The following is a 13,036-nucleotide window of genomic DNA, read 5'->3' on the forward strand; positions in this document are numbered from 1 at the left end:
TTCCTCGGTGTCAGGGTGTGGCTGTCGCTGCGGAGGGAGTGGAGACGGAGTCTCCGAGGATCCGCGCCAGTGCGGACTCGATGAAGGACCGTGCAAGACGGTCGTCGCGGATGTGCACGTTCCACATGACGCCGTCGATGAAGATCATCGCCGCTCGGGCACGGTCTTCGCCATAGGTCGGCTCGAGCAGTTCGACGAGACGATCCGACAGGTGGCGGGCGAGCTCGCGCAGACGCGGGTCGTGCACGGCTGCGGTGACCACGGCGCGGTCGGCCTGGACCGCATGCGCGTCGTGCAGGCTCTCGAACACGAGGGCGGCGATCACGTCGGGGGTGTCACCGCGTTCGGTGATGATCTGACGGACGCCGTCGAGGCGCGTGTCGACCTCCTCCGCGAGCGCTCGGAAAGCCGCGGTGCGGAGGTCGTCGAGCGTGTCGAAGTACTGGGTGGTCGCGCCGAGAGGGACTCCCGCGCGAGCGGCGACCATGCGGTGGGTGACGGCCTCGGCGCCCACTTCGACGATGAGCTCGGCGGCGGCGGTCACGATCTCCCGACGGCGCGCCTCAGGGTCACGTCGTCGACGCGATCCATCCACCATCGAGCACCCCCGGGACATCTGTACATGTACGTTTGTACATTTCCGGATTGTGAGGACGCTGGGAGCGGCTCAGAGCGCGGCGCCCAGCGCGAGCCCGAGGACCGCCGCCAGCAGCCCGAGCAGCAGCATCCCGATCGCGTTGAACGCTGCCGCGGGACGCTCGCCGTCACGCCACAGGGCGACCGTGTCGAGCATGGCGGTGCTGAACGTCGTGTACCCGCCGAGGAGTCCCGCGCCCAGGAGGAACGCCTCATCCGGCAGCGCGGTGGTGACGACGCCGAGGGCGAACGAGCCGGTGAGGTTCACGAGCAGGATGCCCCAGGGGAAGCGGCGTCCGGCCAGGCGCGCCACTCCGAGGTCCACGAGGTACCGCAGGACGGCGCCCACTCCCCCGGCGAGCGCCGCGCCGAGGAACAGGAGCGGGTTCACGCGGCCGCTCCGGCGCGCGGCCGACCGAGACGAAGACCCAGCGCCGCGGCGGCGAGACCGAGCACCAGGCTGCCCACCGCATAGGCGACGGCGAGCAGCGGGGCGTCCGTCCAGAGCGCGACGGTCCCGGTCATGAAGGCGCTGTAGGTGGTGAAACCTCCGAGCACGCCGGTGCCGAGCAGCAGTCGGAGGTCGGTCGATGCGGGCAGACGCGCGGCGAGGATGCCGATCAGCAGAGCGCCGACGATGTTCGCGACGAGCACCGCGACCGGGATGCCGCCCGCGTCGGGCAGCAGGAGCCCCAGTCCGAGCCGTGCCGCCGTGCCGATCGTGCCGCCGAGGGCGACGAGGAGGACGCGGCGCAGCTTCACGCCTGCCACTGTATCCGTCCGTGCCAGCGCGGCACGCGAATGTCAAGGCGGTGGGCGCGCGATCGAGCGGGGCGTTGACTGCCGTCATGAGACCCCTGTGGAAGATCCCCCAGGACGAGCCGGTCGGCGCGCCCTTCGAGCCCGGTGCCCGGCATGACGTCATCGTCGTCGGGGCCGGCATCACCGGCCTGAGCACGGCGGTCATGCTCACCCGCGCGGGCCTCGACGTCGCGGTGATCGATGCGGGGGAGGTCGCCGAGCTCGCGACGGGCGGCAACACCGGCAAGCTGTCACTCCTGCAGGGGCAGCGTCTCGCCGTGATCCGCCGACACCACCCCGCCTCGCTCGTGCGGGCGTACGTCGACGCGAACCGCGAGGGCATGGACTGGCTGACGGGGTTCGCCGACACGGCGGGCGTGCCCTACACGCGGCATGCCGACCACTCCTACGCGCAGACCGCCGACGGACTCGACGCCGTGCGGGCGCAGCACGACGCGGCACGGGAGGCGGGGCTGCCGACGCGCATCCTCTCATCGAGAGAGGTCGAGGAGTCGCCGTTCCCGAACGCCGGCGCGGTGGTGCTCGACGACCAGGTCGCGATCGACCCGGTGCGCGTCACGCGGGCCCTGGCCGGCGAGCTGCTGACGTCGGGCGGAACGCTGCACACCGGAATCCGCGTCACGGGGGTGCACGCGCTCCCCGAGGCGCGTGTGGAGACCGCGGACGGCCCGCTGTTCGCCCCGCACATCGTGCTGGCCACCGGAACGCCGATCACCGACCGCGGCCTCTACTTCACGAAGACCCACGGGCAGCGCTCGTACTGCGTCTCGTTCCGGGTGCCCGGCGACGCGATCGAAGGCACCTTCCTCTCCGTCGACGGACCGACGAGGTCGATCCGTCCGGTGTCGGAGGCGGATGGCCCCGGCGGCACCGCGCAGCTCATCGTCGGGGGCAACGGCCATCCGGTCGGACGCTCGGAGAGCGAGGCGGCCGCGGTCGACGACCTCGTCTCCTGGACCAGACGCTGGTTCCCCGACGCCGAGGAGACGCACCGCTGGTCGGCGCAGGACTATGAGTCGCACAACCTCATCCCGTTCGTCGGGGCGATGCCGCGGGGTCTCGGCCGCATCCGCTTCGCCACCGGCTACGCCAAGTGGGGGCTCTCCAACGCCCCGGCGGCCGCCCTGCGCCTGACCGCCGAGATCCTCAGCACGCCGCGACGTGAACGCCCCAGATGGATGACGACGATCGGCACGCGCCTGACCGTGCCCGCCGACCTCGGCCGCGGCGCCGTGGAAGGGGGCAAGGTCGCCGCGGCGCTCGCTTCGGGGTGGACCGAGGCGGAGTCCCGGGCGGTCCCGGTTCCCCGTCCCGAGGAGGGCGCCGGCGTGGTGGCCAACCGTGCCGGCCGCCCGGTCGGCGTCTCGACCGTCGACGGTGTCACCCGTGCGGTCAGCGCGGTGTGCACGCACCTCGGCGGCGTGCTGGATTGGAACGACGCCGAGTGCACGTGGGACTGCCCGCTGCACGCGTCGCGCTTCGCCCCCGACGGCACGCGCCTGGAGGGCCCGGCACTGCGCGATCTCCGCCCGCTGCCCCGCGACGGGCGCCCGGACTAGCCGCCGAGCGGGGCGTCCCACCCCTGCTGAGGGGTGTCGCCGTTCTCGCGGAAGACGTACTGCGAGGCGAGACGGCGCTGACTGCTCGACCAGTCGATCGCCGGGCGGCGCTGCTCGGGCGGCAGGTAGCCCAGGCGGTACACGGCCATGAGCTCGAGGTCGTCCGGCACCCGCAGGAGCTGCACGATCTCGTCCCAGCGCCCCGGCACCTCCATCGGGAACGAGATGAACTGGATGCCCATGCCGAGCTCGACGGTCGTCAGCCAGACGTTCTCCATCGCCGCACCCATACTGAACACCGAGTAGAACGACGAGAGCTGCCCGGGTCGGTACTCGCTGCGGTCGAGCATGACGCCGAGCAGCAGCGGTGACCCGGCGACGAGCTTCCGGTTCTCGGCACCGAGGGTCTTCGGCACCCCGAACGTGTTCATCAGCGTCTGGCCGCGCTTGGTGAACACCTGGCTCGTGAACGGCCGGAGGGCTGCGGGCAGCTTGTCGAACAGCATCCCGCTGCGCTTCTCGTCCATCTCGGCCTGACTGAAACGGAAGTAGGGCTTGTACCGCTCGAAGAACGTGCCGTTCGACATCGCCTCGGTCATGCTCTCGCCGGAGATGCGCGCGATCGTCTCGATGGTGTCGCGACTCTCGATCACGACGAACCGCCAGGGCTGACTGTTCAGCTGCGAGGGTGCGCGGCCCGCGGCCTCGAGGAGGATGCGCTGGTGCTCCTCCGACACCGGGTCGGGCAGGAACGGCCCGTTCGTGGTCTTGCGGCGGCGGATGGCATCGAGCAGTTCCATGCGGTCACTTCCGGTCGGCGGGACGGCGTGCGAGGATGGCCCCCGCGACGATGAAGGGGGCGGCGGCGAGCGCCGTGAGCGGATGCCGGCGGCCGTGGCTGCCGAGGTACGGAATCGCGGCGAGGGGCGCGGCGGCCGGCAGCAGGGCGAGCGCGGCACGGCGGCCGGAGGTTCCTGCGCCGCGCGTCCAGCCCCCGATGACAGCGGCGGCGGTGGTCGCACACGTCGCGATGTACAGCGCGTGATGCAACCACCGGAAGGAGCTCGTGTCGATCAGGCGCGCGGCGACGGCGGTGCCGAGCCCACAGTTCACGGCGTAGGCCGTGGCCGCGGCGGCGAACAGCGGCGCGGCGTTCCTGCGCTCCCGACGGTGGGCCATGGCACGACACTACGCCCGCGCGTGCGACCGGAGGCGCGTTTCGTCTCGCTCCGCTCGCTCAACGACCGAGAGCTGCCCGGTCGTTGAGCGAGGAGCGCAGCGACGAGACGAAACGCCCCCGCGACTACAGGTTCCCCTCCGCATACACGCGGAGCGCGTCGCGGACGAACTCCGCGCCGTGGGTGCCGCCGGACGACGTCGCGTAGTTCGCGCCGAAGCGCGGATCCGCGACGTACATCTCACCGAGCCCGATCACGTACGCCTTGACGTCGCCACCGGGGACGGCCGCCGGTGTGCCCGGGATGCCGGTCAGCCACTCGACGTGGCGTCGCGCGACATCCTGAGCCGCGGCGGATGCCGGGTCGATGCCGCTCTCCGCCGCAGCGATCCAGTCGCGTCCGAGGTCGGACACGCGCTGCTGCCAATCGGCGCGCTCCGCATCCGTCATCCCCCGCCACCAGCGGTCGCTGTCGGCGTAGGCCTTCTTGCCCCAACGGTCCTCGACCTCCTCCCTGTACCGGGTGTGGTCGAAGCCGTCGAACATGTTCTCTGCCATGAGATTCTCACCTCCTCTCAATGCGGTGATGGTCGATTCGACCGACGCGATCTGCCGCGCCAGCCTGGTCTGCTCCTCGCGCAGCAGCGCGAGGTGGGTCTCGAGGGCGGATGCCTCACCGCGCTCCCGGTCGAGGACCTCCGCGATCTGCGGCAGTCCGAGTCCGAGCTCCCGCAGGAGGAGGATCCGCTGCAGCCGTACGAGTGCGGCCTCGTCGTAGTGGCGGTACCCGTTGTGCGCGATGCGCGAGGGCGGCAGCAGTCCGATGTCGTCGTAGTGACGCAGCGTCCGGCTCGTCGTGCCCGCGAGGCGCGCGATCTCCTGGATGGACCAGTCACGATTCGCCACCGCGTCCTCCTCTCTGTTGTCGTGCTGTCGTGTTGTCGACTCTAGAAGTTGACGTCGCGTCAAGGTCAAGCGCGCGGATTTTCCTGCGCATCCGTCATCGCTCGTCTAGCCTGTAGACACACGCCCCGGGGGGAATCGGGGCACCCCCACCGGAGGAGCGAAAACATGTCCGACACAGTCCGCCCATCCTCGAACGGGCCGAGCCGCCGCACCGTGCTGAAGGCCACCGCGTGGTCCCTGCCGGTCGTCGCGGTCGCCGCCGCCACGCCACTCGCGGCCGCCAGCACGACGGGCGACCTGCTGCTCACCGCCCGGACCGGCGGGACCACCATCGGCGCCAATGACCCCGGCGCGACGGAGGCCTACGTCCTGACGATCCCGCCGGGATTCGACGTGACCACCATCGGCACCGAGCGCACACCCGCGGGGGCGACCCTGATCGTGACGTTCGACTCCCGCCTGCTCGGCGACCCGAGCGCGACCATGGACGGAATCAACGCTCCCCGCACCCCGGTGACCATCGACGGAAACGTGGCGACGGCGACGTTCACCCTCCCGCTCGGGATCCCCGCGAACGGCACGACGGAACCCCTTCTCATCACGTTCGCCACGATCAACAACGGCGTGTGGGTCACAGACGCACAGCCCTACACGGTCACGCTCGTGGCACCGGCGGGTTCGCCCGACCCGGACACCGGGAACAACACGGTCACCGTGGCCGCGGAGTACTCGCCGGTGGTCCCGATCTGAATCGGAGTCCGAGATACGAGAAGAGGCGTCCCGCCTACAGCCGGGGCGCCTCTTCGCGTATCTCGACCGCACCTCTTGACAACATCGAGATATATCGTGTTACGCTTGCGACACACGATATATCGTGACCATCGACACAGGAGAAGCACACATGACCGAGAAGTGGCTCATCGCCCCGGGCGAGGAACGCGTCATCGACATCGAGTCCGTCAGCCGCCTCAAGGTGGGCCTGGTCGGCGGACAGGTGGACATCATCGCCCACGACGAACCGGGCATCCGCATCGAGGTGCACGGCGTCACCACCAAGGACCTCCGCATCGAGTCCCGCGACGGCGAGGTCGAGATCGACCACCCGCAGCTGGGCTGGGACAACTTCCTCGAGGTGTTCCGCAACTTCGGCTCCGGCGGCCCCCGTGCCGAGGTGAGCGTCGCGGTCCCCCGCTCGATCGCTCTGAACCTCGGCGTCGTCAGCGCCGGCGCGCTGGTCTCGGGCCTCCGCAACGACGCCCGCCTCAACACCGTGTCCGGCGACATCATCGTCGACACGCTGATCGGCGACCTCACGGTCAACTCCGTCTCGGGCGACGTGCAGGTGCGCGGCCTCACCGGCTCGATCAGCGCGAACAGCGTCTCGGGCGACGTGGCCGTCACGGGCGCGGTGCGCCGAGCGACCGTCGACATCGTCTCCGGCTCCACCCTGGTGGACGCCGCGGGCGACGTGAACACGATCAACATCAACTCGGTCTCGGGCGGCACCACGGTGCGCCTCGACGAGTCCCTCGCGGCGAACTACGTCATCCGGTCGCTGAGCGGACGTCTGCTCATCGACGGTGTCGAGCGCAGCACGTCTGGTCCCAGCAACTACACCGGCACGACCGGCGAGCTCGCGGGTCGGTTCGTCGACCTGCGCGCCAACTCCGTCTCGGGTGGGGTCACGGTTCTCCGCCGCACGCCGGCATCGATCACCGAAGACGCGGAGTGGGAAGCATGAGCCCGGCAGTCTTCTCCCACGGCGACCTCCGCCTCTACCTGCTGTCCCTGCTCGCCGAGGCGCCGCAGCACGGCTACGGGATCATCCAGTCCCTGACCGATCGCACGGGCGGCACCTACACCCCGAGCGCCGGCACCATCTACCCGCGGCTCGCGAAGCTCGAGGAGGAGGGCCTGGTCAGCAAGACCGTCGACGGCCGCACCACGATCTACGCGATCACCGAGGCCGGACGCGCCGAACTCGCATCGCGTGAGGGCGACCTCGCCGGCATCGAGGCGGGGCTCACGGATTCCGTGCGACTGATCGCGAGCGAGGTCCGACAGAGCGTCCAGGACGCGATGAAGAGTCTGCGGGCCGATCTCGCCGCGGCCGAGAAGGGCGAGCGCACGGCGGCGAAGAACCGGCCGCGCTCGGCGACCGACGACTCGCGCCTCGTCAGCCGCGAGGAGATGCACCGGGCGGATGCCGTCATCAACGCATTCCGTGCCCGCGTGCGCACCGACCTGCGCACCCACCTCGCGAAGGGCGGCACGCTGTCGCCGTCCGTGGTCACCGAACTCGAGACGGCGCTCGACACCGCGGCTCGCGGAGTGACGGTCGCCCTGAGCAACGCCGGGTCATGACCACCCCGACTCCCGCCGCGGCACCTCCGCGGCGGGAGGGCGAAGCCCCATCCGGTTCCGCGCACGTCAGCCCATCGGCGGCACAGGACAGGGGCGCGGGACCGGCCACTCCGCTCCCCGCACCCGCCGCGCGGAGACACGGCATCATCATCCAGATGCGGTGAGCGCACGAGAAGAGGCCCCGTCGGCGAACAGTCGACGGGGCCTCTTCTCGTGCCTGAGAGCGGTTGCCGCTACTCCGGCCAGATCTCCTTCTGCTCGTCCGGCACGGACTCGCCGAGCGGGACCACGAGGACCGAGCGATGCTGACGGTGCGCCAACCGCGCCGCCACCGAGCCGGTGAAGAACTCCCTGATCGATTCGCCGATACCGCGCTTGCGCGTGCCGACGACGATCAGCTGCGCGTCGAGCTTGGTGGCGAGCTGCTTGATCGCCAGGGCGGGGTCGCCGACGAGCTGGCGAGCGGTCCACGTGACGTCGGTCCCCTCGAGCAGCTTTGCGGCCGCCGCCTCGACGGCCTCGAACTCCGCCGCGCCGGCATCGAAGTTGATGTCGATCGGAGCGGAGTGCACGTAGCCGTCCGGATCCTCGTAGGTCACGAATCGCGTGACGTCGACATGGGCGACCACGAGCGGCGCGCCGAGCAGTCGCGCGTAGCGGACGGCCTCGTCGATCACGTGTCGATCCTGGTCCAACTGCATGCCGACGATGACGGCCTTCTGCAGCGCCGCGTTCTGTGCGGCTTCATCGGACGGAGTGGAGGTGCTGTCGGTCATGAAGATCGTTCCCTTCACCAGCCTGGCCTCAGCCAGAGGGTCTTACCCGCGTGCTATTCTGAATGCTACTCTTACCGGCTTCAGGCCGGTGTCGTGAAATGCCTCGGGCCTCACCGCCCGCAGCTTAACTCGTGAGGGGGTCTCGCGCATGGGCCGTGGCCGTCAGAAGGCGAAACACACCAAGATCGCCCGCGAACTCAAGGCGTACAGTCCGTCGGTGAACTACTCCGCTCTCGAGCGCGAGCTAGGTCACCCGACCGACGAAGACGCATACGTCGACAAGTGGGCCGATGACTATGCCGACGAAGACGAGGACGAACTAGAAAAGGCCTGACCGCCTGATCGGTTCGTCACACCCGCACGACGTGCGGGTGTTTCGTCGCGCCCGGACGGAGGTCGAGAAGAGCCGTTCGGGTGCGTCGGGTGGTCATCCTCGGTCGGCGTACCGCTCTCGGATCAGGTCTTTGATCCACCGGTTGAGCTCGGCGGGATCGACGAGGGACCGTCCTGTCCGGGGATCGATCGTCGCGTAATCGGCCGGTCCGAACTCGGCGAGGAACGTGGGTCGTCGCCCCTCCTCCCGCTGCCGGTCCACGACTCGGTCCCACCACGCGAGGTGCGCCTCGACCGCCGGCGCCCACCGAGGATCGCGCGGCTCGTCGATCTGCGGAGACTGCGGATGGCCGAAGCGCGCGTGGATGTGGTCGGTGCGGCTGATCGCCAGCGCGACCGCCTCGGTCTGATCCTGCAGCAGCGACTCGGCGGAGACGACCCAGTGCGAGGCATCGAGCGTCAGACGGAGTCCCGGATGCCGCGCGAGCAGTCGAGCCGAGGAATGCGCCGTGGGCAGCATCCGCGCGCGATGCGTCTCGACGAGGATGTCCAGCCTCGTCCGCTCGCGCTCGCCCACCACCCATTCCGCGAGCGCGTCGAGCTCTCGCCCGCTCCAGTGATCCCGTCCGGCATGCAGGGTGACGTGCAGGGGGTCGATGCCCGCGGCCCGGACTCCCTCCAGCTGCAGCTCGAGCTCCCGGCGATGCCCGGTCGGATCGACTGCGGCACTCCCGACGAGCACGGAGACGGCCGCACCCGTCTCCCGGACGGCCGCCCCGAGCTCACGCCGGGCAGGCTCATCCGACGGCCACCAGAGCTCGACACCGTCGTATCCGTCGCGGAGCGCGGCATCGATCAGCGCCCCCGGCAGCATCGGGGAGACCCAGTCGTTCATCAGGACGAGCGGACGGAGCGGCATCGGCGGGTGGTCCTCTCCGGGCGATCGCGGCACGGCCACGGATCCGTGGTCGACGCGTGGGGAACAGACTATGTCAGCGCTCCCTCAATGGTGTTGAATTGAAGTGTTTTGAACCTCATTTCCCAGTTGTGAGCGCAAACATTCTGTGATTTGATGTGCATGTGATCGACGGCGCCTCGGCACCAGACCCCGCTGGACGATCCGCAGAACATGACCTCAAAGAGGAGAACAGCATGGCAATCACCCCTCGCTTCACCCGCACCGCCGCGATCGTCGCGGTGGGAGCGGTGTCGGCCTTCGGCCTCGCGGCCTGCTCATCCGACGATTCCGGTGGCAGCGGTGCCAGCGGAACCGACGGCGAACCCATCACGATCGAGTACCTGCACCGTCTCCCCGACGGCGAGGGGATGACGCCCGCGTCCGAGATCGTCGACCGCTGGAACGCCGACCACCCCGACATCCAGGTGAAGGCGACGAAGTTCGACGGCAAGTCGAGCGACATGATCCTCAAGCTCGAGACCGACGTGAAGGCCGGCAACGGACCCTGCCTCGCACAGACCGGCTACTCGGAGGTGCCGCAGCTGTTCGTCAAGGGACTGCTGCAGGACGTCGCGGACGAGGCCAAGAAGTACGAGGACGACTTCTCGGCCGGAGCGTTCAGCGGCATGAAGGTGGGCGACGCGATCGTGGGCCTCCCGCAGGATACCGGCCCCCTCGTCTACTTCTACAACGAGGCCGAGTTCACGGCGCTGGGCCTCGACGCCCCGAAGACCCTCGACGACCTGACCGCCGACTCCGCCACGGCGGCCGCCGCCGGCAAGTACGTGACGGCCTTCACGCCCGACGAGGCGCAGAACTGGCTCTCCGCTCAGTCCGCTGCGGCCGGCGACACCTGGTTCAGCACGGCGGGCGACGAGTGGAAGGTCGACGCGGAGGGCGCAGGCTCCGAGCGCGTCGCCGCATTCTGGCAGGGCCTCCTCGACGGCAAGCAGACCCTCGCGACCGAGCGCTGGGGCGAGGGCTTCACGGCCGCGCTCAACGACGGCAGCCTCATCGGCCATGTCGGCGCGGCATGGGAGGCCGGATTCCTCCTCGACTCGCTCGACGGCACTCCGGCCGAGGGCCAGTGGCGCGTCGCCCAGCTCGCCGACTTCGGCGCCGGCGCCATGAGCGGTCCCGACGGCGGCTCGGGTGTCTCGGTGATGAAGGGCTGCGAGCACCCCGCCGAAGCCATGGAGTTCAACGACTGGTTCAACACCCAGGTCGACGACCTCGCGTCGCAGGGCCTCGTCGTCGCCGCCAAGGGCGACGTGAAGACCCCCGAGAAGATGCTCCGCCAGTTCGGCGGCCAGGACGTGCTCGCGGAGCTCGGGACGGCGACGGAGAACCTCAACCCGGACTTCCCGTACGCTCCCGGCTTCTCGACGCTGTCGAAGATGAACGAGACCGCCGCCGCGGCGGTCGCCGGCACCGCGAAGGTCGCCGACATCTTCACCACCGCCCAGGACACGGCCGTCGCCTCCCTGAAGGACCTCGGCCTGCCGGTCGCGAAGTGAGTCGACGAGCGGACATCATCAGATGATCGACGGCGGAGTGCACGCGCAATCGTGCACTCCGCCGTCGTCTTGACAGCGAGAGGCGACACCATGGTCACAGTGACCGAGACGCGAGGCACGGCACCGGCGCCGGCCCCGCGCATCCCCGCGGATCCGACCCGCAGACGCCGGTTCGGCACCCGACGCGAGGGCCTCACCGGCTGGCTGTTCATGACGCCGTTCGCCGTGCTCTTCGTCCTGGTCTTCCTGGTGCCGATCATCGTGTCGATCCGATCGTCGTTCTTCGCTCAGGTCCCCTCCGGCGACGGACTGTACGGCGGCGGAGAACTCGTCGACACGTTCGTCGGGCTTGAGAACTTCGTCACCGCCGCGACGAACGGCGCCTTCTGGACCGGCATGGGACGCGTCGTCCTCTATGCCGCCCTGCAGATCCCCGTGATGATCCTCGTCGCCCTCGGACTCGCCCTGCTTCTCGACTCGTTCATCGTGCGCCGCCCCACGCTGTTCCGACTCTCCTTCTTCCTGCCGTATGCCGTCCCCGGCATCATCGCGGCGATGATGTGGCTCTACCTCTACACGCCGGAGGTCTCGCCCTTCCTCCCGTTCCTCCCCGAGGGCACCGACTTCATGGCACCGGGCACGATCCTCTTCTCGATGGCGAACATGACCACGTGGACCTACACGGGCTACAACATGCTCATCTTCCTGTCGGCGCTGCAGGCGGTTCCGCGCGACCTCTACGAGGCGGCGCGCCTCGACGGAGCATCCGGCTTCCAGATCTCGATGCGGATCAAGGTGCCGCTGGTGCGGGGCGCCGCTCTCCTCGCGGTGCTGCTGTCGATCATCGGCACGATCCAGCTCTTCAACGAGCCGGTGGTGCTGCAGGCAGCGAACTCGTGGATGGGCAAGGACTTCACGCCCATGATGCTCACCTACAACACGATGATGGGCGAGATCTCGCCGTCCGGCAGCGGCCCGGCATCCGCCTACTCCCTGCTCATGGCTCTGATCGCGGGTGTGCTCGCGATCGTGTACGCGCTGCTGCAGCGCCGGAAGGGCGACGCATGACCACCACGCGCCTCATCACCACCGAGGCATCGACACGTCGACGCCCCCGCCGGACGCCCGACGCGGATGCTCCGCCGCCCTCGATCGCCCCGACCCCGGTCACGCGTGCGTTCGGCATCATCGCGCTCGTCGTCGCGACGCTGTACTTCCTGGTGCCGGTGTACTGGCTCATCGTCGCCTCGACGAAGAACAACACCGATCTCACCTCGACCTTCGGCTTCTGGTTCGCCGGCTGGAACCTCGACACCAACTACGACAGCCTGATGAACTGGACCCAGGGGCTGTTCTGGCGGTGGGTCGGCAACTCGATGCTGTACTCCGTGAGCGCCGGCGTCATCGGCACCCTGTTCGCCGTGATGGCGGGCTACGCGATCGCGAAATTCGCCTTCCCCGGCAAGCGCATCGCGGTGGGCGTCATCATGGCCGGCCTCCTGCTCCCCGTGGCACTGCTGACCGTCCCGCTGTACATCGAGTTCCAGGCCCTCGGACTGACGAACACCGTCTGGGCGATCATCATCCCCTCGGCGGTATCGCCGTTCGGCGTCTTCCTCGGCATGGTCTACGCGCAGTCATCCGTCCCGACCGAGCTGCTCGAGGCCGCCCGCATCGACGGAGCCGGCGAGGCCCGCATCTTCTTCACGATCGTGATGCGCCTGCTGGGTCCCGCGATGGTGACCATCTTCCTGTTCATCTTCGTGGCGACGTGGAACAACTTCCTGCTCCCGCTCATGATGATCTCGAGTCAGGATCTGAAGCCCGTGACCCTCGGGCTCTACGGCATGGTGAGCTACTTCGCCCCGGACAAGGGCGCGGTGATGCTCGGTGCCCTGCTCGGGGTTATCCCGCTCGTTCTGCTGTTCTTCGCCCTGCAGAAGTACTGGCGCTCCGGCCTCGCCGCCGGCGCCGTGAAGGGCTGACCC

16 protein-coding genes are annotated in these 13,036 nt (G+C 69.3%); 8 read left to right on the forward strand and 8 right to left on the reverse strand.

Features of this window, described 5'->3' with window-relative positions; translation table 11 throughout:
- Positions 1-10: 10 nt before the first annotated feature.
- From AC07VM_RS12445 to AC07VM_RS12455, 3 genes are all read right to left on the reverse strand, one after another.
- Positions 11-544 (reverse strand): TetR/AcrR family transcriptional regulator, encoded by a 534-nt coding sequence (locus tag AC07VM_RS12445; protein WP_494911474.1) that lies wholly within the window; start codon positions 542-544, stop codon positions 11-13.
- Between the two features lie 123 nt (positions 545-667).
- On the reverse strand, positions 668-1,027 hold the full coding sequence (locus AC07VM_RS12450; protein ID WP_267417095.1) for a fluoride efflux transporter FluC: 360 nt from the start codon (positions 1,025-1,027) through the stop codon (positions 668-670).
- On the reverse strand, positions 1,024-1,398 hold the full coding sequence (locus AC07VM_RS12455; RefSeq protein WP_494911475.1) for a fluoride efflux transporter FluC: 375 nt from the start codon (positions 1,396-1,398) through the stop codon (positions 1,024-1,026). Before AC07VM_RS12455 ends, AC07VM_RS12450 begins: the two co-directional genes overlap by 4 nt.
- A gap of 86 nt (positions 1,399-1,484) precedes the next feature.
- Here AC07VM_RS12455 and AC07VM_RS12460 point away from each other — a divergent pair, with 86 nt between their 5' ends.
- A complete protein-coding gene (locus tag AC07VM_RS12460; RefSeq protein ID WP_494911476.1) occupies positions 1,485-3,017 on the forward strand; it encodes an FAD-dependent oxidoreductase in 1,533 nt (510 codons plus the stop codon).
- Here AC07VM_RS12460 and AC07VM_RS12465 read toward each other — a convergent pair.
- From AC07VM_RS12465 to AC07VM_RS12475, 3 genes are all read right to left on the reverse strand, one after another.
- A complete protein-coding gene (locus AC07VM_RS12465; protein ID WP_494911477.1) occupies positions 3,014-3,817 on the reverse strand; it encodes a nitroreductase family protein in 804 nt (267 codons plus the stop codon). The genes AC07VM_RS12460 and AC07VM_RS12465 overlap by 4 nt on opposite strands.
- A 4-nt stretch (positions 3,818-3,821) precedes the next feature.
- Positions 3,822-4,196 (reverse strand): hypothetical protein, encoded by a 375-nt coding sequence (locus AC07VM_RS12470; RefSeq protein WP_494911478.1) that lies wholly within the window; start codon positions 4,194-4,196, stop codon positions 3,822-3,824.
- A gap of 124 nt (positions 4,197-4,320) precedes the next feature.
- Positions 4,321-5,100: a MerR family transcriptional regulator gene (locus AC07VM_RS12475; protein WP_494911479.1), complete on the reverse strand. Its 780-nt coding sequence runs from the start codon at positions 5,098-5,100 to the stop codon at positions 4,321-4,323.
- Positions 5,101-5,265: 165 nt separating this feature from the next.
- Between AC07VM_RS12475 and AC07VM_RS12480 the strand changes: the two genes are divergently transcribed.
- The 3 genes from AC07VM_RS12480 (at position 5,266) to AC07VM_RS12490 (ending at position 7,464) form a co-directional block, all read left to right on the forward strand.
- The gene (locus tag AC07VM_RS12480) at positions 5,266-5,850 is read left to right on the forward strand and encodes a hypothetical protein (RefSeq protein ID WP_494911480.1); all 585 of its coding nucleotides are present in this window, start codon (positions 5,266-5,268) and stop codon (positions 5,848-5,850) included.
- 151 nt (positions 5,851-6,001) lie between these two features.
- Positions 6,002-6,841, forward strand: a complete 840-nt coding sequence (locus AC07VM_RS12485) for a DUF4097 family beta strand repeat-containing protein (protein ID WP_494911482.1) — start codon at positions 6,002-6,004, stop codon at positions 6,839-6,841.
- A complete protein-coding gene (locus AC07VM_RS12490; protein WP_494911484.1) occupies positions 6,838-7,464 on the forward strand; it encodes a PadR family transcriptional regulator in 627 nt (208 codons plus the stop codon). The genes AC07VM_RS12485 and AC07VM_RS12490 overlap by 4 nt, the downstream gene beginning before the upstream one ends.
- Positions 7,465-7,697: 233 nt before the next feature.
- On the opposite strand, the gene AC07VM_RS12495 is transcribed toward AC07VM_RS12490, so the two are convergent.
- Positions 7,698-8,240 carry a universal stress protein gene (locus AC07VM_RS12495; RefSeq protein ID WP_267417084.1) on the reverse strand — a complete coding sequence of 181 codons (543 nt, stop codon included), beginning with the start codon at positions 8,238-8,240 and terminating at the stop codon, positions 7,698-7,700.
- Positions 8,241-8,388: 148 nt separating this feature from the next.
- Here AC07VM_RS12495 and AC07VM_RS12500 point away from each other — a divergent pair, with 148 nt between their 5' ends.
- Positions 8,389-8,574, forward strand: a complete 186-nt coding sequence (locus tag AC07VM_RS12500) for a DUF3073 domain-containing protein (protein ID WP_029259537.1) — start codon at positions 8,389-8,391, stop codon at positions 8,572-8,574.
- 93 nt (positions 8,575-8,667) lie between these two features.
- On the opposite strand, the gene AC07VM_RS12505 is transcribed toward AC07VM_RS12500, so the two are convergent.
- Positions 8,668-9,492 (reverse strand): sugar phosphate isomerase/epimerase family protein, encoded by an 825-nt coding sequence (locus AC07VM_RS12505; protein ID WP_494911486.1) that lies wholly within the window; start codon positions 9,490-9,492, stop codon positions 8,668-8,670.
- A 233-nt stretch (positions 9,493-9,725) separates the two neighbouring features.
- On the opposite strand from AC07VM_RS12505, the gene AC07VM_RS12510 reads away from it, so the two are divergent.
- The 3 genes from AC07VM_RS12510 to AC07VM_RS12520 all read left to right on the forward strand — a co-directional run bounded on the left by AC07VM_RS12510 (position 9,726) and on the right by AC07VM_RS12520 (position 13,033).
- Positions 9,726-11,048 carry an ABC transporter substrate-binding protein gene (locus AC07VM_RS12510; RefSeq protein WP_494911488.1) on the forward strand — a complete coding sequence of 441 codons (1,323 nt, stop codon included), beginning with the start codon at positions 9,726-9,728 and terminating at the stop codon, positions 11,046-11,048.
- Positions 11,049-11,138: 90 nt separating this feature from the next.
- A complete protein-coding gene (locus tag AC07VM_RS12515; protein ID WP_494911489.1) occupies positions 11,139-12,116 on the forward strand; it encodes a carbohydrate ABC transporter permease in 978 nt (325 codons plus the stop codon).
- Complete coding sequence (locus tag AC07VM_RS12520) at positions 12,113-13,033, forward strand: carbohydrate ABC transporter permease (protein ID WP_267417080.1); 921 nt, start codon at positions 12,113-12,115, stop codon at positions 13,031-13,033. Before AC07VM_RS12515 ends, AC07VM_RS12520 begins: the two co-directional genes overlap by 4 nt.
- Positions 13,034-13,036: the final 3 nt, after the last annotated feature.

The sequence above is a fragment of the Microbacterium sp. GW821-FHT01D02 genome (assembly GCF_059422585.1).